Annotated in this window: 22 protein-coding genes and 4 pseudogenes; 11 read left to right on the top strand and 15 right to left on the bottom strand. The window is 68.6% G+C overall.

The window, feature by feature from the left end:
• The first annotated feature begins 338 nt into the window (after positions 1-338).
• Positions 339-479 carry a hypothetical protein gene (locus tag ABZ915_RS46850; protein WP_361817018.1) on the top strand — a complete coding sequence of 47 codons (141 nt, stop codon included), beginning with the start codon at positions 339-341 and terminating at the stop codon, positions 477-479.
• A gap of 171 nt (positions 480-650) precedes the next feature.
• On the opposite strand, the gene ABZ915_RS46845 is transcribed toward ABZ915_RS46850, so the two are convergent.
• The 3 genes and pseudogenes from ABZ915_RS46845 to ABZ915_RS46835 form a co-directional block, all read right to left on the bottom strand.
• Positions 651-1,316, bottom strand: coding sequence for a helix-turn-helix domain-containing protein (locus ABZ915_RS46845; protein WP_361817015.1), 666 nt, complete (start codon positions 1,314-1,316; stop codon positions 651-653).
• A 16-nt stretch (positions 1,317-1,332) separates the two neighbouring features.
• Positions 1,333-2,091 (bottom strand): SDR family oxidoreductase, encoded by a 759-nt coding sequence (locus ABZ915_RS46840; RefSeq protein WP_361817012.1) that lies wholly within the window; start codon positions 2,089-2,091, stop codon positions 1,333-1,335.
• Positions 2,092-2,452: 361 nt separating this feature from the next.
• Positions 2,453-2,606: pseudogene (locus ABZ915_RS46835) on the bottom strand (6-phosphofructokinase); the annotation flags it as partial.
• Positions 2,607-3,176: 570 nt separating this feature from the next.
• On the opposite strand from ABZ915_RS46835, the gene ABZ915_RS46830 reads away from it, so the two are divergent.
• Positions 3,177-3,665, top strand: coding sequence for a GNAT family N-acetyltransferase (locus ABZ915_RS46830; RefSeq protein WP_361817010.1), 489 nt, complete (start codon positions 3,177-3,179; stop codon positions 3,663-3,665).
• Between the two features lie 303 nt (positions 3,666-3,968).
• On the opposite strand, the pseudogene ABZ915_RS46825 reads toward ABZ915_RS46830, so the two are convergent.
• Positions 3,969-4,421 (bottom strand): annotated as a pseudogene (locus ABZ915_RS46825) (metallophosphoesterase); the annotation flags it as partial.
• Positions 4,422-4,585: 164 nt separating this feature from the next.
• On the opposite strand from ABZ915_RS46825, the gene ABZ915_RS46820 reads away from it, so the two are divergent.
• Complete coding sequence (locus tag ABZ915_RS46820) at positions 4,586-4,840, top strand: Smr/MutS family protein (protein WP_361817007.1); 255 nt, start codon at positions 4,586-4,588, stop codon at positions 4,838-4,840.
• Positions 4,841-5,614: 774 nt separating this feature from the next.
• On the opposite strand, the gene ABZ915_RS46815 is transcribed toward ABZ915_RS46820, so the two are convergent.
• The 4 genes and pseudogenes from ABZ915_RS46815 to ABZ915_RS46800 all read right to left on the bottom strand — a co-directional run.
• A complete protein-coding gene (locus ABZ915_RS46815) occupies positions 5,615-6,187 on the bottom strand; it encodes a hypothetical protein (RefSeq protein ID WP_361817004.1) in 573 nt (190 codons plus the stop codon).
• Between the two features lie 59 nt (positions 6,188-6,246).
• Positions 6,247-7,068, bottom strand: coding sequence for a hypothetical protein (locus ABZ915_RS46810; protein WP_361817002.1), 822 nt, complete (start codon positions 7,066-7,068; stop codon positions 6,247-6,249).
• Positions 7,069-7,116: 48 nt separating this feature from the next.
• On the bottom strand, positions 7,117-7,956 hold the full coding sequence (locus tag ABZ915_RS46805; RefSeq protein ID WP_361816999.1) for an alpha/beta hydrolase: 840 nt from the start codon (positions 7,954-7,956) through the stop codon (positions 7,117-7,119).
• Between the two features lie 311 nt (positions 7,957-8,267).
• Positions 8,268-8,728, bottom strand: a pseudogene (locus ABZ915_RS46800) (alpha/beta hydrolase); the annotation flags it as partial.
• A 220-nt stretch (positions 8,729-8,948) separates the two neighbouring features.
• Between ABZ915_RS46800 and ABZ915_RS46795 the strand changes: the two are divergent.
• Positions 8,949-9,125: a hypothetical protein gene (locus tag ABZ915_RS46795; protein ID WP_361816996.1), complete on the top strand. Its 177-nt coding sequence runs from the start codon at positions 8,949-8,951 to the stop codon at positions 9,123-9,125.
• A 122-nt stretch (positions 9,126-9,247) separates the two neighbouring features.
• Here the strand turns inward: ABZ915_RS46795 and ABZ915_RS46790 are convergent, their stop codons facing one another.
• The 3 genes from ABZ915_RS46790 to ABZ915_RS46780 all read right to left on the bottom strand — a co-directional run bounded on the left by ABZ915_RS46790 (position 9,248) and on the right by ABZ915_RS46780 (position 10,788).
• Positions 9,248-9,481, bottom strand: coding sequence for a hypothetical protein (locus ABZ915_RS46790; protein ID WP_361816994.1), 234 nt, complete (start codon positions 9,479-9,481; stop codon positions 9,248-9,250).
• Positions 9,482-9,605: 124 nt separating this feature from the next.
• Positions 9,606-10,292: a response regulator transcription factor gene (locus ABZ915_RS46785; protein ID WP_361816991.1), complete on the bottom strand. Its 687-nt coding sequence runs from the start codon at positions 10,290-10,292 to the stop codon at positions 9,606-9,608.
• Between the two features lies 1 nt (position 10,293).
• Positions 10,294-10,788 carry a hypothetical protein gene (locus ABZ915_RS46780; protein WP_361816988.1) on the bottom strand — a complete coding sequence of 165 codons (495 nt, stop codon included), beginning with the start codon at positions 10,786-10,788 and terminating at the stop codon, positions 10,294-10,296.
• Between the two features lie 628 nt (positions 10,789-11,416).
• Between ABZ915_RS46780 and ABZ915_RS46775 the strand changes: the two genes are divergently transcribed.
• The 4 genes from ABZ915_RS46775 (at position 11,417) to ABZ915_RS46760 (ending at position 13,672) form a co-directional block, all read left to right on the top strand.
• Positions 11,417-11,815, top strand: coding sequence for a gas vesicle structural protein GvpA (locus tag ABZ915_RS46775; RefSeq protein ID WP_361817024.1), 399 nt, complete (start codon positions 11,417-11,419; stop codon positions 11,813-11,815).
• A 3-nt stretch (positions 11,816-11,818) separates the two neighbouring features.
• Positions 11,819-12,607, top strand: a complete 789-nt coding sequence (locus ABZ915_RS46770) for a GvpL/GvpF family gas vesicle protein (protein WP_361816985.1) — start codon at positions 11,819-11,821, stop codon at positions 12,605-12,607.
• A 157-nt stretch (positions 12,608-12,764) separates the two neighbouring features.
• Positions 12,765-12,920 carry a DUF6131 family protein gene (locus tag ABZ915_RS46765; RefSeq protein ID WP_361816982.1) on the top strand — a complete coding sequence of 52 codons (156 nt, stop codon included), beginning with the start codon at positions 12,765-12,767 and terminating at the stop codon, positions 12,918-12,920.
• Positions 12,921-13,342: 422 nt separating this feature from the next.
• Positions 13,343-13,672, top strand: a complete 330-nt coding sequence (locus tag ABZ915_RS46760) for a hypothetical protein (protein WP_361816979.1) — start codon at positions 13,343-13,345, stop codon at positions 13,670-13,672.
• Between the two features lie 892 nt (positions 13,673-14,564).
• Here ABZ915_RS46760 and ABZ915_RS46755 read toward each other — a convergent pair.
• Positions 14,565-15,011, bottom strand: a complete 447-nt coding sequence (locus ABZ915_RS46755) for a MarR family winged helix-turn-helix transcriptional regulator (RefSeq protein ID WP_361816976.1) — start codon at positions 15,009-15,011, stop codon at positions 14,565-14,567.
• Between the two features lie 83 nt (positions 15,012-15,094).
• Between ABZ915_RS46755 and ABZ915_RS46750 the strand changes: the two genes are divergently transcribed.
• Positions 15,095-15,784, top strand: a complete 690-nt coding sequence (locus ABZ915_RS46750) for a hemerythrin domain-containing protein (RefSeq protein ID WP_361816973.1) — start codon at positions 15,095-15,097, stop codon at positions 15,782-15,784.
• Positions 15,785-16,840: 1,056 nt separating this feature from the next.
• Positions 16,841-17,155, top strand: coding sequence for a hypothetical protein (locus ABZ915_RS46745; protein ID WP_361816970.1), 315 nt, complete (start codon positions 16,841-16,843; stop codon positions 17,153-17,155).
• Between the two features lie 15 nt (positions 17,156-17,170).
• Here ABZ915_RS46745 and ABZ915_RS46740 read toward each other — a convergent pair.
• The 3 genes and pseudogenes from ABZ915_RS46740 to ABZ915_RS46730 all read right to left on the bottom strand — a co-directional run.
• Positions 17,171-17,563 (bottom strand): annotated as a pseudogene (locus tag ABZ915_RS46740) (transposase); the annotation flags it as partial.
• Positions 17,564-17,874: 311 nt separating this feature from the next.
• On the bottom strand, positions 17,875-18,495 hold the full coding sequence (locus ABZ915_RS46735; RefSeq protein ID WP_361816968.1) for a LysE family translocator: 621 nt from the start codon (positions 18,493-18,495) through the stop codon (positions 17,875-17,877).
• A 143-nt stretch (positions 18,496-18,638) separates the two neighbouring features.
• On the bottom strand, positions 18,639-19,067 hold the full coding sequence (locus ABZ915_RS46730; protein WP_361816965.1) for a MarR family transcriptional regulator: 429 nt from the start codon (positions 19,065-19,067) through the stop codon (positions 18,639-18,641).
• Positions 19,068-19,154: 87 nt separating this feature from the next.
• Here ABZ915_RS46730 and ABZ915_RS46725 point away from each other — a divergent pair, with 87 nt between their 5' ends.
• Complete coding sequence (locus ABZ915_RS46725; RefSeq protein ID WP_361816962.1) at positions 19,155-20,048, top strand: MBL fold metallo-hydrolase; 894 nt, start codon at positions 19,155-19,157, stop codon at positions 20,046-20,048.
• Positions 20,049-20,269: the final 221 nt, after the last annotated feature.

Here is a 20,269-nt window from a genome sequence, read left to right as displayed (position 1 = left end):
GATCAGACGAAGGCCGCTCTCACGTCCGGCGGACAACCAAACCCATCAGCAAGTTCGAGGCCGTGTTCGACCGCAGACCATAAACGCCAAGCTAACTGCCTGTTCTCTATCCGCTTGCGGGTCGGCTGGGTTCGAACAGCGTCCTGGATCGGGTGAGTTGGCCGATGCCGGGGCATGGAAGAGGGGCCTCTTGGTAGCTCGCGGTTGTCGAGTCACTGGAGCAGGCCGTGAAGAAGGCCGTTCGGCACGCCCAGGAAGACCCAGCCGGCGAGTAGCCGCCGCCCCGGCCTACCCCTGATACGCCCAGTGGCGACGCTGGCACGAGGTCTCCGAGACGGTTGACCGGCTTCCTGCGCAACTTCCCCGTCCTGGCAGTCCCCCTCAACCTCGGCGAGCTTGGCCGCGGCGCGGTCCTGGAGCCCGGCCACGGGGCGGCCGAGGCCTACGAAACCGCGAAGCCGGTCAGGGGACGGAGCTGATGGTGACGTCGGTGTCGGGGCAGTCGGCGGCGGTGCGGGTTCAGATGGGCCTTCACGCGCGTGGACAGCGGCCGGACAGCGCCCGAAGGCCGCGGCCGCCGTGAGTGGCAGATGCGGCCGCACACGAGAAATCAAGGTGGCGGTTGCACTTGTGTGGGGCCGCTGCCTGGGTCAGCTTTCCGGTGCGTTCCACAGTTCCCGGAGCTCCCCCCATTGCGGTCCAGGGCCGTGCAGGTCCGTGGGCTGACCGGGGCCCGGGGCGCGCAGCCCGGTGAGGACCAGGTCGAGGTAGCGCAGGTGCAGCGCGGTGGCGCGCTCGCCCGTGGCGGGGATCCGCGGGGTGAGGTGTTCGAGCAGCAACGGGATGTCGGCGGAGGTGAAGTCGGCGCGCAGTACGCCCGCCCGGTGGGCGCTGTCCACGAGGTCGTCGAGGGCGGCGCGCAGCCGATCAGCTGCGGTCAGCACCTCGTCGGTGGCCGGCAGTCGGCCACCGACCAGGGGCAGGAGCGGACCGCCCGTCCCCTGGTCGGTCAACGCGTCGCGGAGGAAGCGAACCAGGGCCGCCCAGGGATCGGGCTCCTCGGCGAGCGCCGTGCGTGCCTGCGCGACGAGTTGTTCCATTCCCGCGATCCGCATGTGCTGGGCCAGCAGCTCCTTGCTGGGGTAGCGGCGGTAGAGACTGCCCATGCCGATCCCGGCGCGGCGGGCGATCTCGGAGACGGGAGCGTCCCAGCCGCGCTCGGCGAAGACCTCGCGCGCGGCCTGGAAGAGGCGGGCGTCGTTGCGGTCCGCCTCCCGCTGTCGGCCGCGCGGCTTGCCTGTGTACGTGTCGCCCATGGCGCGACATTCTCCCTCAGCGGCGTCCCACGCCGTGCCCGCCGTCGACCGTGACGACAGCCCCGGTGACGAAACCGGCGTCCTCGTCGGCGAGCATGGCGATCGCCCGAGCCACGTCCCGCGGTTCCGCGACCCGCCCGAGCGGGGTGTGCTCGGCCAGGCGCTGTTGGAACTCCGCCGGCTGCCCGGCGCTGGCCTCGGTGCGCACGAAGCCGGGTGCCACGACGTTGACGTTGATGCCGAGCGGGCCGGCCTCGTAGGCGACGAAGCGGGCGAAGGCGTTGAGCGCCGCCTTGGCGGTGCCGTGCGCGGCCATGCCCGCGGTGGGCGGGCCGTCGGCCACCGCGCTGGAGACGTACACGATCCGGCCGCCGCCCTGGGCGCCCATGGCGGCCAGCGCCTGCTGGGTGAGGGTGTAGACGGACGCGAGTTCGTTCGTCACCTTGGCGTGGAAGTCGTCCCAGGACAGGCTGGGGAGCGGGGTCGGGGTGAAGCGGGCACCTGCGTTGCATACGAGGACGTCCAGGCGTCCGTCGGCCGCGGAGCGCTCCAGCAGTTCGGCCGCCTGCTGGGGGTCGTACACATCGGCCTGCACGGCGAAGGCTTCGCCGCCGTCGGCCTCGATCTGCTTGACCACCTGGTCGGCGGCGTCGCGGTTCGAGAAGTAGTTGACGGCCACGCGGTACCCGCGGGCCGCCAGCTCCCGCGAGGTGGCCGCGCCGATACCCCGGCTGCCACCGGTGACCAGTGCGATCGGCTTGCTCGTCGTCTTCATGTGTCCTCCGAGTCGGCAGAACGGTGCGTTCTGCATCCAACTTATCGGAGCGGAGCGCTCCGCTCAAAATGGAGGACCCCGTGCGCCGCCGTACGCTGCTCACCGCCACGGCGGCCGCCGGACCGGCCGCCCTGCTGATGGGCCTGGATGATGCCCTGGCCGCCACCCCCGCCCCGCCCGGTGCCGGCCCCCTCGACGCCCCCTGGCCGGCGCCCGCACGCTGTACGACAAGGGCGCGCACGCGCCGCTCCTCACCGCGCTGCCTCGATGACGGGGATGACCGCCTCGAAGGAGGTGTCGCCGTGGACGAAGCCGCGGGCCAGGAAGTCGGGGCGTCGGCGAGGGCGCCGGTGTCTGGGTACTCGACGACGAGGTCGCGCCGGGGCGGCTCGGCCGTGGTCTTGAGCCGGTACCGGGAAGTCGAACGTGACGTCCGTGACGGCGATGTCGTTGTCGATGGTCTTCGCTGGCCCGACGATGGGCAGGCCGTCGTCCGAGAGCGGCCGCGTCGCCTTCTGAGGCTACTCCGTGACCCGCTATGGGTTTCCACGAGCGCTCGATACGAACGGCCGCCATGAAGACGTACTGGTGCTCAGGTCGCATCCGTGTCATCTGCCCGCTCCCCGGCCCCGAGGCAAGAGGACAGCCGCGATCGCACGGGTGACCTGACGGGGCGCGCGGGCGACACTGGTCTGGATCGTCGACTGACCGACTCGAGCCCGGGTTTACAGACGAAGCTGCTGTCCCACTCCAGGTCGATGTCCCGGGCCTCCAGGGACGGTGAGGGCGTGGCTCCAGCCGCCGGGGCCGGCGAACAGGTCGGGGATGATCGCCTCACGAGGCTGGCTCGGAATGTCCTGTACCGGCTCGGCTTCGCCACGGCAGCCCAGAAAGAGCAGCCGTCGACCACTCCGTTCTCCAGCTCCTCCGCAGCGGTTCGGTTGCTGCTGGCGGGCGGCCGATTCGGCGGCAGTGACGTGGTCGGTCGGGGCCTGGGCGAGCGGTTCCGGGAGCGGTGCGGGAACGCCCGCCCGAGCAGCCGCCCCGCCGCAGGAAGGCACCCACCGGTGCGAAATACTCTCCCGATGAGTTCACGCACTTCCCCGATCAGTCAGTCGATCACGATACGGAGGGCAGTCGCGCGGGATGCCAAACGGCTCACGCGGCTCGTGCGTGGCTCAGGCGCCTACGAGGGTAAGTACGCAGCCGCAGTCGCGGGCTACCGGGTCGGTCCTGACTACATCGAGGCCCACCGCGCCTTCGTAGCCGTCGGCGCCGACGAGCATGGAGGCCGGGTCCTCGGGTTCTACTCGCTCGTCCTCGCTCCGCCGGAGCTCGATCTGCTGTTCGTCGCCGACGAAGTGCAAGGACGGGGTATTGGACGGCTGCTCGTCGCGCACATGCAGTCCGAGGCCCGTGCCGCCGGGCTCGACCGTGTCAAGGTCGTGTCGCATCTTCCCGCCGAGGACTTCTACCACCGCGTCGGTGCAGTGCGGATCGGGACCGCGCTCGCGAACCCGCCCGCCGTGCCGTGGGACCGTCCCGAATTCGAGTTCCGCATTCCTTCGGAATGACGCGGTGGTCTCTCCCGCGTCTCCGGCACTACCAGGGCCACCGAAATCGCGTACACCTCGGCTCGCTCCGCACACCATCGAGGTGGGCCGCGTAAATACGCAGTTCACAGAACCCTGATCGGCGACACGAAGTGTCCACGGTCCACCGTCAGCGCTGTAGGGGGTGATGCCGTGCCAGTGCAGCCATCAGCGCAGGTGGACGTAGTTACAGCCCTTGCCCCGTGAAGCTTGGCCGACCGGCGTTGGTGCGTCCCGCGGTGGAGCGGATCGGCGAGAGGCTCCGGACAGGGGCATCAGAGCCTGCCAGCCCTGGGCCTTGCTGTAGTACTCGTGGTTGCCGGTGACGTACACACGGGCCCGGGTGGCCTGCACGGTGCCAAGTGGGGTGGCCTGGGCGCGGCGGCGTTCGGCCGTGCCGTCCGCGATGTCGCCGGTGTGGCAGACCAGGTCGGCTTCCAGAGCGTTCACCGTCTCGCACACCCGTGCCGACCAGCGGGCGCGATCGAGTGGGCCGTAGTGGGTGTCGGTGATGAGGATGACGCGCGTGCCGTCCAACCCGGCACCCAGTCGGGGGAGTTGCACGTCGAGTCGGCGCACGCGTGGTACGCGGCGGGCCTCGGCGTACCCCCAGGTGAGCAGCACGGTGGCTGCGTCGAGGACGGCCCAGGTGACGATCCGGGCCCGGTCCTGGCCGTCGCCGATGCCGACGCCGGTCGGGGCGAGCCGCAGCGGGACGCCGAGCACGACGGACCAGGTACTGCTTGATGACCCACGGCACGGAGCAGTATCAGCAGGCTGCCACGCGGTCGTTGCGGTCGTCAGTGACGACGACGGATCTGCCCTGGTCCAGGTTCTGGCAGGATGTCGCATGACACACTCGGACCGGGTCGTCGCAGGTGGCGGCAGCGGGAGGTTGCACCTTGCTGACATTGGATTTGCACCCGATCTTCCGGAACAACCGCGACATCGAACTCTCGCTGCGGCAGATCGTCTTCCAGGCGAAACGCACGGGGGAGCCCGTCGTACAGATCATTCACGGCAAGGGCACCGGGCAGCTCAAGGGGCGCGTCCTCGCGTTCCTCGGCCAGAAGCACATCAGGAAGCTGTACGACCGTGTGGAGATCGACACGGCCAACACGGGCCGGATCCTGGTCCACTTCGCACCCCACCCCTGAGGCATCTCGCACCTAGGTTCGGGGCCCCGGGGGTGACTGGCCCGGTCGCCAGGCAGCAGGTGGTCGGCGCCGGGGTCAGGGCTGGGCTATGCCGTCCTGCTTTCCCGCCTTTGCGTCGCCGATCAGGTTGGAGAACTGGTCGGCGCTCATTTGGACGCGCTGGCCGAGCAGTCCCGGCCACTATCACCTGTTGCCCTGGAGGGCTCGACTGGCATCCCGAGGGCCGCAAGCCGTACGTGCGGGTGAAGAAGACCGCAAGCCCTCGGCGACGGCTGTCTTTAAGGGCCCAGAGGTCCGCGAGCTGGTGGCTTGGAGCCTGTCTGATGGCCGGTTGACTACGCCACGAAGAGGTGTCTTCGGTGGTCTTGGTTCACGCGGTCTTGCGGTGGGATGCATGGCTCCACCGCGATGACTTCCTGGCGAGCCGGACGAGCATCAGGCGGATCATCGCGATTTGATCGTGGCCTCGGAGGTCGCGGTCAGCCGTTCGTAGTCGCGGGCCGGCCGACGGTTTCGGAGCAGTCAGCCGAAACTTCGCTCCATCACCCAGCGACGGGGCAGAACCTTGAAGTTCCTGACATCATCGGTCCGCTTCACGATGTCCACGACGATACCCAATACGCGTCGCGGGCCCATGAAAGCAGCGTGGAATCAAGAGTTGGCGTCTCCGCCGTCCGCCCACACCAGGCTGACCGTGCGGAAGGCAGCCGCGAGCCGGGCCAGCCGGGCCGACGCCGGCCGTGCCTGAACGCGTCCAGGCACGGCCGGAGTTGGTCAGCCCAGCAACTCAGCGCTGCCGACCGGTTCTCGCCGCTCTTGTCCGCTGATGCGGTGCCATTCGATGGACGGGCGCCGGTACACCTCCTGCCGCACCCTCTGGATCTCGCTCATGGGCCGGTGTTCCTCGCGTGATCGCCACGGCGTGATCGACGTGGCGTCGGCGGCCGCCAGGTAGCCGTTCCCGCCGATGTCCTGGCGCGGAAGATTCACACGGGCGACCGTCACCCAGGGGGACAGGTCCTCAGGCCACTTGACGGACGTGTTGTCCACCGGCATCCGGGCCAGATCGGTGTTGAGCTGGACCTGGAGCTCGCAGGAATGGTGTCGCTCCACGGCCTCGGTCACCAAGGTGCGGCGGAAAGCCTCGTTGTCCGCGCGCACGTCCACGATCTGGTGTGTGAGGGAGGCCAGGGACGCGTCCGTCGGCACAGTACGGATCTTGGCGATGTGGTCGCCGTACCGGAAGGCGCCCATGCTGTTGTAGGTGTACGACAGCAGGTTCCTGCGCGGGACGGCAGTGAACGACAGCATGGCGAGCAGTTCGCACGTCGTACCGGGCAGCTCCATCCCGACGCGCTCCAACCACTACGACGTGCTGCGCACCCTCGAGGACCTGGCAGACGCTGTCAGTCGAGCTTGAGGAGGCCGGCCTCCACGACGGCGCGGCCGAAGGGGCTCGCGAGTTCGGCGAGGCGTTCGCAGTCGGCGTCACCCAGGACGGCGTAGGCGGGAAGGGCCAGGCGGTCGGTGCGGTCCTCGATGTGTCTGCGCAGGAGTACGCCTTCCGAGCTGAGGGAGTCGCCGTCGAGGAGACCTCGCTCGCGCAGGCGCTCCTCGGTGTCGGCCCACTCCTCCTCGGGCCATGCGCGGCTCGCCTTGAGGAAGTCGACGGGAATCTCCCCGGTGGCGGCGTGCAGGATCAACGACTCCAAGCCTCCGACGCCCTCGCTCAGCAAGCACGCGACATGGCCGTCTCCGCGGAACTCCCGGAGCAGCGTCTGAGCGTGCCACAACTGCAGTACCGGCTCCTCCGGCCAGGGCAGTGCGGCATGCGCGGCGAACAGCGGGCGTCCCTGCGCCCGTTCGCAGGCCGCCTCGGCGGCTCGGCGGGTCAGTGCGAGGACCTCGTCCAATGCGGGCAGCTCGTGGATCGCGGCCCGTCGCAGGGCCTCGCTCGCAGCGGCGTGCCGTGCGTCCAGCACCTGCTGCGGCGTCACCGTGTCCCAGACCCCACCGACCGCCTTCCGCACAAGACCGGGGTTGAAGTTGTAGAAGGTCGAGATGACCAGTTCGGCGGACACGTGGCCGAAGGCGGCGCCTCGGGAGGCGAAGTACCCGGCGCGTGCGCTCAGCCCGAGGTCCGCGTAGCGTCGCCTTGCCTCCGGGACGAAGTAGATCATGCCGTGCACGGGCTCGAGGCGGCGCCAGGCCGCTCGCGCTGTCTTCATGGGTTCACCCTTTTTCGGAGAGCCGACAAGCGGGGCATTCGTCGTGGTTCAGTGCACGTCGTGCGCTTGCAGGTGTGCGAGCAGCAGGTGGCTCAGCGTCTCGGGCGCCTCTTCGGGGACCCAGTGACTGACGCCCTGGAGGGTCTCGAACCGGTAGGGCCCGCCGACCCACTGCCCGGTCTCCTGCGCGGCCGCTGGACCGAACGCGCTGTCCTCCGTGCTCCAGACGTACAGCGTGGGCACGTCGATGACGCCGATCGCGCCGCCGGGGCGGCCGGCCCGGTACCAGTTCAGCGCCGCGGTGAGGGCGCCTGGCTGGGACAGGTGCCGGACATAGGCCTCGGCGCTGGCCTGGGGGACCCTTCCGGAATAGAAAGCGCGAAGTTCCTCGGCACCGTTGGCGAGCATGCGATCTTCCGTCGCGGGCGTTTCACGCCAGTCGATCATGTAGTGCGAGCGTTCGCGCTGATCCCGGTCGGTGCGGAGGGTGGTGGCCAGCGCCCGGGGGTGCGGGGTCGAGACAACCGTCAGGGTACGGATGCGGCCGGGGTGGGCATCGGCGGTCCACCACGCCACCGCGCCGCCCCAGTCATGGCCGACCAGATCGAACGCCGTCCAGCCGAGTTCCTCCGTGATGGCGACCACGTCCTCGACGAGGACGCCGATGCGGTAGTCCTCGGGCTGCTCAGGGCGGACCCTGGGGGAGTACCCACGCTGGTCCGGTGCCACGACACGGTAGCCGTGCGCAGCCAACGCCGCGATCTGACGTCGCCACACCAGTTTCGTCTGCGGGAAGCCGTGCAGCAGCAGCACCGGGCGGCCCTCGGGCGGACCCGCCACGATCGCGTCGAACGTGCCCGCAGCGGTGGAGATACTCAGTTCGGTCACGGCTCGCCTCCTCATACCGACTGGTCGGTCAGTTTTCAGTCGTGACGGCGGATTGTCAAGGCCGAGGGCGCGCGCATTCCCGCAGTGGGCGGCCCGGCACCGCTCTTCTGGCCGGCTGGCGCCGGGCCAGGCGTGGCGGTTTCTGGTCTTGCGGGGCACTGCCTGTGCGGCCGCGCGGACAAGGGCCTCGGCGACGAGTGCGGCCGACGGTCCCAAGGGTGGGCGCGACCGGGCGCGCTCGGTGCGCGGGTCGTGCCGCCATGATTCCCGGACGACGGTTGAACATGACGCCGGATTCAAACGGCAACTGGTCAGCCAGCCTTCACCAGCAGGTCGGTTAGTGCGTGCGGCATGGTGACCATGCAGTCATGGCCGCTCCGCAGCTCCCACACCTGCGACGCAGCGCCGCCCGGCGGCACCGCCGGAACCGGGCGGCGCGTGACGTCCCCCGGTGCACTGCCGACACAGTGGATGTGCGTCCGGGAAATCGCGTCCACGGCCAGGGTGTCCAGCCGGACCGGCTGGAGGAAGCAGCGCACCGACTCGTCCGACAACATGGTGCGCAGCCACGTCGTGTCCGCCGGATCGGTCACCCCGAACAGACCCATGGGCGCCGGCATTTCCGGCACGGGCGGGATGCGCCAGGGGCGTCGGAGGCGGCGGCCGCGTCGATCAGTCGCTGGGTCTTGTCCGGTATGACGTCCAGCGCGCTCTCACCGTCGGTCGGTACCATCGCGTCGACGTAGACCAGATGCGCGATCCGGTCCGGGACCTCCATCGCCCGCTCCGTGTTCGTCACGAAGCCCAGCGATCGTCCCGACGAACTGCTCGGCCAGGTCTCCAACTGACTTCTGTCGGCCCTCGCCCGAAGTGTCTGGAGTACCACCTCGGACGACACAGGGACGCTGCCGCCGTCATTGATCACCCAGGACTCGATCACGAGCACGACGATCTCACGGACGGAGCTGAGAGACAGTCCCTAGGAGCGCATCTTGCGCTGCGTCCGCCGGCACATCGCTGATCCCGGGACGGCGTCGAAGACGCAGCAGATCGGGGCGGACGTCGGCATGCGGAGCGGGGCGTCAGTGCACTGCCAGCTCATCGAGCTGGAGGTGAAGGCCGCGATCGTGCGCGAGCCAGGGCGGCCAAGAGGGATCCGCTTCGCATGAGCCTAGGACCCGCTCCTTTGCGGGCCCGCGCTGACACGCTGCTTGGGCCTGGGACGGGGTTGATGGCGACGTCGATGTCGGGGCACGGCGCCGCTCTGCAACCCCACCGTCAGCGGGCTACTTCACAGATGGGAGGCCAGCCTCAGCAGCAGCTCACCGGTGTTGGCCGCGTCGACGGCGGCGAGCGCCGCGTTGGTCATGAGGCCCGCCATCGTGCGGGCGGCGAGTTCGAAGCGCCGCTGGGTGGACGGCGTCCATCCGCGATGCTGCGCGTGACGCCGGACGGCGCTGCCGACGGCTTCCCTGATCAGGGCCCGTGCCGGTACGCCGAGCGCGAGAGAGAGCGAGACTGTCATGGCGATCCCCCATCGGATGCCCGAACGACGGCCGCGCGGTGCGGACCGTCTGCTCATCAATCTGGGACGTGACCCGTCCCGCAACGGAGGTGTGCAAAACACCAGATTGTGGGATCTCGCTTGCTCATGACGGGGATTGGACGTCCCCTGCGGGCGTGGATGGAAACGGAGTGCCCATTCCCGCACGCTGGGCGAGTGCGATCAGTTCCGCGCGGGTGCGCAGGCTGGTCGTCTCCTTAATCTCCGAGACACGGGAGCGAACCGTCTTCAGCTGGAGGAAGAGCAGACGGGCGATGGCTGGGTCGTCGTAACCGTCGGCCATGAGGGAGAGGATTCTCAGCGGTGTGGTGCTGAGGTCTTGCAGGGCGGAAGGGCGGGGCTGTTCTGGGATTTCCTGGAGCAGCGCCACCACCCGGTCCGCGGTACCGGGGCCGAAGTGGGCCTCGCCGCCGGCCAGGGCCCGCACCGTTCGAACAAGGGCGTCGCTCTCACGGTCTTTGAGTACGAATCCGTGTACTCCGGCCCGTACGGCTGCGCGCAGGTGCCGGATGTCGGAGAACGAGGTGAACGCCAGGACCTTGGTGTGGGGCCAGGTCCGGCGGATCTCGCGGGTGGCCGTGATGCCGTCTTGGCCCGGCATGTTGAGATCCATGACCACGACGTCGACGTGATGCGACTGCGCCAGTTCCACGGCCTGCACGCCAGTGTCGGCTTCGGCGACGACCTGGATGCCGCTCTCTGCGAGCCAGACGCGCATCCCCTGGCGTGCGACGGGCTCGTCCTCGGCGATGAGTACGCGGATGGGGTTCATGTCAGCTCCGATTTCCCGCATCCGGTACAGGACCGTTTCCTGCCTTGGCCGAGTGGTCTGCCAGCGGCAGACAGGCCTCGACACGGGTGCCTCCGCCGCGGGGAGTGGTGATGTGGAGGGTGGCGCCGATCTGGGCGCAGAGTTCACGCATACCGGTGATCCCGGCACCCTCGGGGGCACCGTCGCGCCCTCGTCCGTTGTCCTCGATGGCCAGGACCAGCATGCTGTCCCGTACGGTCATGCCCAGCCGGCACCGGTCGACCTGCGCATGCCGTGCGATGTCTGCCAGCGCGCCCTCGCCGGTGCGGAAGGCCACGGGCTGCCAGTCCGGCCGCGGCGCAGTCCGGGAACCGGCCACCAAAAGCGTCGTCAGCCCCGCACACCCAGCGATGAGCACCCACAACAACCAGGCGAGCCGCGCAGCTGGAACCCACGCCGTGGCCCAAGCCGGCGCGTGCGCCCCATGATCGGCCCCGTCCTGCACTATCTCGGCCATCCAGTCCGTCCCCCACCTTGACTACGTACCGTAGGAGCATCATCAGCGGAGTGTGATCCCATCGGCGAGAGATGAGCTTCCCAAAGGCATGGGAACGCCGACGGCGAGCCCCGGCGCGGAGAGACCGCGCAATTGATTACGAGGTAGTAGGCGGCGGTCCGTTCCAGCCTGAAACCGCCGGGCGAGGCGACGCCCACGAGAATGTCCGTAGCAACAGCCCACGGATCTCGGCCGAGATTCTCACCCCGCTTACCCCGCCGTGGCATGAGCGCGATGATCATTGCCTGGGGGCCGCGCTGGATGATGAGGAAGTGCGGGCACGCATACACCGCGCGAAGCCAGTCCGAGAGCGCGAGGTCGAGGGTGACGTCGGTATCGGGGCATGCGGCGGCGGTGTGGGTTAGGGCCTGCTGCACCGGTCGACGACGACCAGGCGACCTGGGCCGCAGGTCGGGGCGGGGCCGAAGCCTTTGTAGCGGTTGCGGTGTGCCTGCCGGGCAGGTCCGCCGCGGCATGCCCGTACAGGTGTTTGGCCCCAGGTGGTGGGGGCTACTCGCTCCTGGAAGCCCGCCTCGCAGCGAGGACAGTGCCGACGGGACCGCGCGGAGACAACGAGGGGTTGGTCGCGATGACGGTGGCGACACAGCAGGGCGGCGGGGGCGGTTCCAGTGGCCTCTACGACGTTCTGGAACTCATTCTCGACCGCGGGCTGGTGATCGACGCGTTCGTGCGGGTCTCCCTTGTCGGTATCGAGATACTCAAGATCGACATACGGGTCGTGGTCGCCAGCGTCGACACCTACCTTCGCTTCGCCGAGGCGTGCAACCGCCTCGACCTGGAAGCGGGGCCGCGCAAACCGGCCGGGCTTACCGACCTCACCGGGCAGCTCACGGAGTCCGGCGCCAGCGGCAAGACCAAGGGAGCTCTGTCCGGCGCCGCCGAGACGATCTCCGACGCCTTCCAGCAGGCACGTGACGAAGGCCGGGAGCGTCAGGGCGACCGGACCGCGCGCGGAAGAGGGGAATGAGAGATGAGCACCTACGTCTACGGGATCATCCACGCCTCACACTCGCCCCTGCGCCAGGACCTGGACGGCATCGGAGACCCCCCGCGGCCGGTCCGCGTGCTGGCCCAGGGGGAGCTGGCCGCGATCGTCAGTGATGCCCCCGAAGAGCTACGGCCCAAGCGCCGCGATCTGCTCGCCCACCAGCGGGTACTGGACGAAGCCGGAGCGGGCGGCGTGGTCCTGCCCATGCGGTTCGGCAGCGTCTCTCCGGACGATGACACGGTGACCACGGTGCTCGCCGAGATCGGGGCAGGCTTCCTCGAGCGGCTGCGAGCACTGGAGGGCTCGGCCGAGTACAACCTCAAGGCCAACCACGACGAAGAGGCCGTGCTCCGCCTGATCATGGCGGACAACGACGACATCCGGTCCCTGGCGGAAGCGAACCGCGAGGCCGGTGGCGGCACACAGGAACAGAAGATACGGCTCGGGGAGATGATCGCTGCCGCCGTCCAGGCACGCGAGGCGACTGACGCGGAACTGCTACAGCAGGTGCTGGAGCCGAAGGTCCAGGCAGTCAGCGCCGGGCCGCAGAGCACCGGCTGGCTGGCCAACCTCTCCTTCCTGGTGGACCGCGGCTCTGCGGAGCAGTTCCTGGCCGTGGTCGACGAACTCCGCCAGCAGCACCCTTACCTCGAGCTGCGTGTCAACGGACCGATGCCGCCCTACAGCTTCGTCGACACCCCCTCGTCCCAGCAGGCCGAAGGCGGCACCGTGGAAACCTTCGGAGCCGCGGCAGCCCAGCCGAACGGGTAGGGAGTCGTGATGCGTCAGAAACGAACCCCTCCAGTCATCTCAGGACCATCCAACGCCCCGCGGGGCTGCATGACCTCTTCATCGGCAAGGTGCGGACTGGTCCTGCAGGAACCGGGGCGTCCCTTCCCCTACTGGATCTCTGCGACAGGAGGCGATCATGCTCCTCCTTGGCATCATCCTGCTGGTCGTCGGGTTCTTCACCGGCATAGCGATCCTGTGGACGATCGGGATCATCTTGGCGGTCATCGGCGCGGTTCTGTGGATCATGGGCTCCATGGGACACGCAGTCGCCGGCCGCCGACACTACTGGTGACCTGCCTCGACATGCGTCGCTACCCCCGCACATCTTCGTCACGGTGAGCCCCGCGGGCGTGCCCACGTTAGGGCCAGTGGGCAGGGATCAGGCGCGGAGCGCGGCGAATGAACCAAGCGCCGGCCAAGCCGAAGGCGGCGCCGGCGGGCTACGTCCCGCCACGCCCTGAGCGCTGCTGCCCGCGCTTCCGGGGTCGCTCCCGCTCGAGCAAGTCCGGTCCCGGGCTGCCGAAACATGTTCCTGGAGCTGGGCTGGATGTAAGGCGGCCCGCCGTCGGCCCGTGACAGGCCGGCAGCGTGCGGCCTGACGGTCATGGCGATCATCTCTCCGGGTGAACCATCCAACATAGGAACGGTTCCGCCGACTCGGACCTACTGGTCCGCCTGTGGCGTCAGGAACCGACGACGACTGCGAAGATCGCGATGTGGGAGATCCCTCCGATCTCCTCCAGCGAGAACAAGCACCTTGTCCGGATCAAGAACGCCGGATGGAACCGCTGCCTTACATTGAAGAACGCCGAGCTGCGTGAGCCGGTGACATTCGCCGAACGCGACGATGACGACGGAGGCCAGACCTGGCTGCTCATCCACGCTGGCGTCGGCCAGGCCGACTTCGTCATCGCTTGTCCGAGCAAGCCGAACCTGGTGGTCTCACCTCGTGAGGGCCTGCAGATCAACGCCACGCCGGTCGAGGTCGAGGAGTACGGTCCCTGGACCGACCAGCTCTGGCGCTGGCGTACACCTCACACCTGACGACGCTTGACACCGTCCCGTACGCCTGCACCCCGGGACGGCAGGCAGGCTGTGCGCAGCATCCCGGGAGCTGCGTACGCGCTCGCCGCGGCTCGCCTCCGCCGCCAAGCAGGCGAGCAAGGACCTCGTCGAAACCGGCCGCCACGGCGGCCGAACCGAAGGATCGAAGTCCCTGGCAGGCTAGTTCGACCGGGCCGGGATCTCGGACGAGACAACTCGCTGTCCGGGATCGAGTTGTAGGCCGACGACCATGGAGCCCGGTCATCGCGTCTATCCACGCCAGCCCGTGCGGGATCGACGCCCTCCGCGACGTCGTCGACCGGCTCGCCGGTGAGAGCGCCGAGCCGACCGGGCGTGAACGCCTTCTCAAATGCGACTGCGGAGGCGGGCGCGTCAGGCGCAGCCATCCTCCGGCCTGGGTGACGGCCTGGTGTGAGGCGGTGAAGAGGTTGATGCCGCTGATTCCATTGAGGTGACCTGCCGCATGTCGGCCACGGTGCCGGGCCCGACGGCGTCGGAGGGGTCCAGGGCGTGCCTGAGCCGGTCGCCGGTGTGGTGGTCGATCTCTCCGGTCAGGGTCAGCATGCGGTGCCGTCGGTGGCGGCGGATGCGACCGGCAGCCCGCCGGGCTGTGGTGTGTGCGCCATCGAAGGTGTCATATACCGTCCCAAATTCGCTGGCTCGGGGACTGCGGGCCGGTGACGGCGAGGGTGCCGCCTGCGGCGTGCAGGGTGGCGCGTCGGCGGAGGGCGGCCGGTCCCCGCGGGGGCCATGGATCCCTCGGCCAGTAGGCCGGTCGGCTCCCGCCCTGCATCCCGTTCAGCCGTGGACAACGGACAGCGCGCAGTCCTTCCTCGCCTGCTCGGCGGGTTCGAGGGCCTGAGATGTCTCTTCAGCGTTTGCCTGCTTCTCCTTCGTGGCGGTCGAGTTCGGACAGCAGGCGGCGCAGTGATGCCCTGGTGGCGTTGATCTTCTCGTTGGGGATGGCCGCGAAGAGGGTGCGGTGCAGTTGTTCGGCTCTAGCGGTGACGCGGGCGAGTGACTCTCTGCCGCCGGGCGTCAGTGTCAGCAAGGGGGAGCCGCGGTGGTCCGGGTTGGGCTCGTAGGCGGCGAGGCGGAGGGCAACGAGGTCGTTGGCGACGCGCTGGACGTTCTGGCGGCTGACGCCGAGGCGGCGCGCAGCCTGGGGGACGGTGAGGGGGTCTTCGCAGGCGACGCTGAGGACCTGCCATCGGGCCTGGGTGAGGCCTTCCGCGGCGGCGGTCTGCTCGCCGAGCCGGCGCAGGGCGCCAGCCGCTTCGAAGATGTCGGCGATCAGTAGGGCTGTCTCGTCCGGCATCGCACCTGACCTCTCTTGACAACATGTTGCTAACAAGACAATGTGTTGTCATCGTACTTGATCGACCACCCGAAGGACAGACCATGCCCAAGATCGACCTCTACCGGAACGTTCACATGGGACAGCGTGCGCGGATGTTCACCCTCGCCACCGAACTCGGCGCCGCAGACATCACCCACAGCGGCGCCGCCACCGAGCAGGCGGACCGCTGCCTGGCCATGACCCAGGAACTGCGCGAGCACGCCGACCACGAGGACACCTTCATCCACCAGCTCCTGCGCGAGCGGGCCCCCGAGGCAGCCGACGCACTGGACGCCGAGCACATACGCCTCGACGCCGCCTTCACCACACTCGACGAGCAGGCCCGCTCGCTGCCCGGCACCCCCGCCGAGGCCCTGCCGGAGGCCCAGCACGCCCTCTACCTCGCCCTGAACGAAGTCATCAGCGCTTACCTCGCGCACCTTCACCTCGAGGAGACGGTCGCAATGCCGGCACTGTGGCAGTACGCCGGAGACACCGAGCTGGGCGCCGTCCTCGCCGCCTTCCGTGCCTCCCGCACCCCCGAGGAGGCGCTTACCGACCTTCGCCGAATGCTTCCCGCTCTGCCGCCCGCAGTGCGGGCAGCGATCGCGCGGGCGATCGTCGAGGCGGCGCCGGGCCAGGGAGCCGACCTCCTCACCGCGGCCACCACCACCCTCGGCCCCAGCCAGCGCCAGCGACTGTACGACGACCTCGGCGTGCCGGAGACCTGGGCGCTCCAGGCCCAGCCCTGACCTTGGGCACCGCCTGGCGGCTGTACGCCGACCGGCACCGCACCGAGCTTCGCCGTGCGCCCGGTCGGACTGCGCGCGCGGTCACGGCGACGGCGATTGTGCACGGCTTCTCGCCCTTCCTGTGTCCGCAGGGCAGGTGGGCGATGCCCCTGCCTTGGGGGCAGTGATTGTTCACATTCGCGTGCCCGGGCTGGCCCGGGAATGCCTCCGGACCTTGGCAGGTCAGCCGACCGAGCGCCTCCCTTTACGCGCGATCTTGTAGCCAGAGTGCCCCTTGGCGTGCGTCTCGGCCCTTGTCGTGTGTCAGCTGGTCGCGGTGGTGTGCACGTGGTTCAGGGCGGCCAGAACGAGCCCTGATCAGCGCACACTCGCCGCCAGCAACGTCGACGGCACGATTCAGGAGTGGAAGCTGAGCCTGCCTCGCCCACCCCAGGCGATCGACAGGATCTGCCGCGCCCTTCACCGGGACTTCACCCAGCAGGAACGCTCCCAATATCTCCTGGGCCTACCGCGACACCAGGTCTGCGCACGCCACACAGCCATTGCAGTCAAGGGACATCACGGACTGGCTTTGCAGGTGGGAAACGGGTTCTGGTCCAACTTCTGTGGCGTTCCCTACTCCCTGTGATTGTTGATCTTAACTTAGGCCTCCCGCGAGATCGTCTCGAAGCTGCCGCTGCCGACCTCGCCTGGGCTGATGGTTCTGGGCTGTGCGCGAGGTACTGCTCCGGCTGGAAGAGCTGCTCTTCCAGCCGGCCCCGGAGATCAGGGTGGTGTCGGTGGAGGACGACGGAGAGCTGGTCCGAGTCGGTGCGGCCAGCACAGGACTGTCCACCGCTACGGTCAGCATCGGCTCGGGCAAGGACCATGTCACGCGGCGATTCCTTCCCCACCGACACCGAGGGTTGGCGACGAGTATCCAGTCACCTGGCAGCCGGCCCTGAGCTGGGACTTGTCCGGCCGATCACCGGGCCTGTGTAGTTGTGGACGTGCGATGCAACGAGTGTCATGATCACGCTGTCGTCGGGTGTGGGCCCGGTACGCAGGGGAGAAACCGTGAAGCTGTACCTCGTCGGGCCTTTTGTCCTGTTGGCGCTGCTCATCGCCGCCTCCGGTGTTGCGGCGGTTACCAGCGGCTGGGTGCTTCCCATGAACCGGCGCCATGTTCGCGCTCCGCGGATCTATGGCTGGGGTCAGCTGGTGGTGGCCTTTGCGTTGTGCTGGCAGCTGGTCTTCGGGTTGGTGATCAGCGATTCCGGTGCTCGGCCGTCGGGAACGCTGATCGGCGCCGCGATTCTCCTTGCCGGCCTCATCGTCATGATGGTGGGTCAGCTCGCCGGTGGTAACCGGAAGGGCGGCGGCACACCGTGAACCCTGTCCGAGCGGTCATGTTCGGAGCCAGATGACAAGGGCAGCTGCTGTGGCGGTGCCAAGGAAAACGTAGCCGCGCTTGTCGTAGCGCGTGGCTACGGCCCGGGACTGCTTCAGCCAGTTGATCGCTCGTTCGATGGTATTGCGCTTCTTGTACCGCTCTTCGCCGAAGCCTGGTGGCCGTCCGCAGCGTGCGCCTTTGCGCAGCCGGGCGGCTTGGCTGTCGGACTTCTCCGGGATCGTGTGCCGGATATCCCGTCGTCGCAGGTACTCGCGGCACGGTCTGTTGCTGTAGGCCTTGTCGGCGGCGAGGCTCTCGGGCTTCGTGCGGGGCCGACCCGGACCGACTCGCGGAACTCGGATCTTCGCCAGCACCGTCTGGAACTGGGTGCAGTCCGCCCGCTGCCCACCGGTGACTTCTCTGTCGAGTTCAAGGTGTTGAGCAAGTGCTGACCGGCACCTCTGGTCTGACGGGGGTGCTGATCGTGATCACGACTCACGGCGTGTGGGCTTGCCGCGCTAACAGCGGCTGGCCATCCAGGAGTACCTGTGACGACCGAATACGACTACGAAGCTGTGGGCGAGAGGTGAGAACATCGGTCCCTCGGCCCTGGCGGGCGGCTGACGTCCTGTGCCGTTGAACCCTGATCGTGCGCCACCGAACTTTAAGTGGCCGTGGTTCGTTCTGGCGAGGGGCGCGCTCCGAGGGTTGCTCCGGATCAGGTCTGGGAGGTGGCCACCTTGACGCCGAACCCGATCAGGACGACACCTGTGATGCGGTCCATGGTGCGCCGTACGGCAGGCTTCTCGAAGAAGGCTCGGGCCTTGGACAGCATCAGCACGTAGCTGCCGAGCCAGACGAGTGTCAGGGCCGCGTGGATAAGGACCAACAGAGCCATCCCCATATGCGGCGAGAAACCGGACGGCGTGAGCGTGGGCAGCAAACCCGTGTAGAAGACGGCGATCTTCGGATTGAAGACGTTGCTGATCAGTCCCGTGCGCCATGGGTTGCCCGATGGGGACGGGGCGCTCGCCCCCGAAGTCACCGAACGGCTGCGTCGGCTGTGCACCAGTGCCTGGACGCCCAGGAAGCCGAGGTAGGCGGCACCGGCGAGCTTGACGATCATGTAGGCCGTGGCAGACGCCGCCAGGACGGCCGCCAGGCCGACCACGGTGAGCACACCCCAGATGAGCAGTCCCGCCGTGATGCCCCCGACCGTGCGCAGACCGTCTTGCCAGCCGGACGCGATGGCCCGCTTCGTCACCACCGCCATGTCCGGGCCGGGAACGATGGTCAGGACAGCGAGCACACCCGTGGCCGCGAGGAGCTGAATGAACATGGGTTCAGTCTCGCACCCCCGGATCGCCTCGCCGTTTTCCATGGGCGACCCCCTGGAACGAAAGGCCGCCCATAGTCGATCTTGAGCTCGGTGTCGTGATCGTAGGGGCGATCTGCTTTCCGGTGCCTTCAGGTATGGGAGTTTCAGCGGTGGGAGATGGCTCGTTGCAGCAGGTCCTGGAGCGCGTCTTGTTCCTGCTGGGTCAGGCCCGGGAAGAACGTATCCTCGCGCACTAGTTTCAGCAGCCGTTCCCGGCGCTCGACGCCTTCGGGAGTCAGGAGCAGCTGCTTGGCCCGGCGGTCGGAGGGGTGGGGACGCCGTTCGATCAGCCGCTGGCTCTCCAGCTTGTCGATCACGACGGTGGCGTTCGAGGGTTCGCAGCTCATCCGCACGGCCAGCTCGCTCAAGGTCATCGGACCCGTCAGTTCGCGCAGCGCCGAGGCCTGCGCGACGGTGAGACCGAGTTCGGCCACGCGCTCGCGCAGGCGCGCAGCGTTCTGCATGTCCAGCTCGTGCACCAGCTTGCTCAGCTCCCACTGCGCCGCCGCCTGCGCATCCGATGTCGTCGTCATGCCCTCCAGGCTAGCAAGCTCCTTCAAGTCATGATAGTTATGAACCATAGCCTTTCAAGTCATAGGTACATCGGAGGAGTCAGAGTCATGACACACACGGCACACACGGCATCGCACCTGAACGAGCGGCTCCGGCGTCCTGCGGGCATCCGCTCCCTCGCCCTCGGTGACACCAAGCTCAGCTACGTCCCTGACGGCGTGGGCACACTCGACGCCCGGATGCTGCTGACGGAGCCCACCGACGAGGACTGGGCTCAGTACGCCGAGTACCTCGACGACACCGGGCACTTGGTCACCGGCAACGGCGGCCTGCTCGTGGAACGCGACGGCCGGGCCCTGCTCATCGACGCCGGCGTCGGCCCGCTGACGATGGGGCCCCCGGAGAACCCGTTCGGCGTCCTCAGTGGCGGCGCCCTGCTCGACAGCCTCGCCGTACTCGGCCGCAACCCCGCGGACATCGAGGCCGTCGCGTTCACCCACCTGCACGTCGACCACTTCGGATGGGCCTGGCACCCCGCCCCCGGCAGCGATCGACCCGCGTTCGCCGACGCCGACTACCTCGTCGCCGAACCCGAGTGGACCCAGCGCCACTACGCCGAAGCACAGGGCATGGGCGACATGATCAATGCCCTGCAGCCGCGGGTACGCACGGTGGCCGACGGCGAGGAGATCTTCCCCGGCGTCCGCGTCATGCTCACCCCCGGCCACAGCCCCGGACACACCGCCTACGTCATCGACGCCGGCGGGCAGCGGGTCATCGCCTTCGGCGACGCCTTCCACTCCCCCCTCCAGATCACCCACCCGCTCTGGGAAAACACCTTCGATCACGACCACCAGCAGTCCACCAGCCTCCGCCACCGCCTCGTCCTCGAACTCGCCGAATCCGACACCATCGGCTTCGGAATCCACTTCGCCGACGTACCCTTCGGCCGCGTCCGCGTCGACGGCGGCGGGCCGGTCTGGCACCCCGTCGACGCCTGAAACCGGCCCGGTGAGAGGCCTTCACCGCACGGCAGCCGCTCCCGCCACCGAATGGTCAACACCGAGTCCCCGACGGGCACATGAGGGCTCGGCATCCACCGTCGACGAAACACCCGCTCGCCTGATTCGAGGCAGCTTCGGCCCCAGGCGACCGGCTGCGACGGTCGACACCCCGAACCCGAGGCGGGCCTCCGACCCGAACGGAATGCCCGCTCTTCGCG

It is taken from the genome of Streptomyces sp. NPDC046915 (assembly GCF_040644935.1).
Lineage (GTDB): Bacteria > Actinomycetota > Actinomycetes > Streptomycetales > Streptomycetaceae > Streptomyces.
This window is presented reverse-complemented; position numbering and strand designations above follow the sequence as displayed.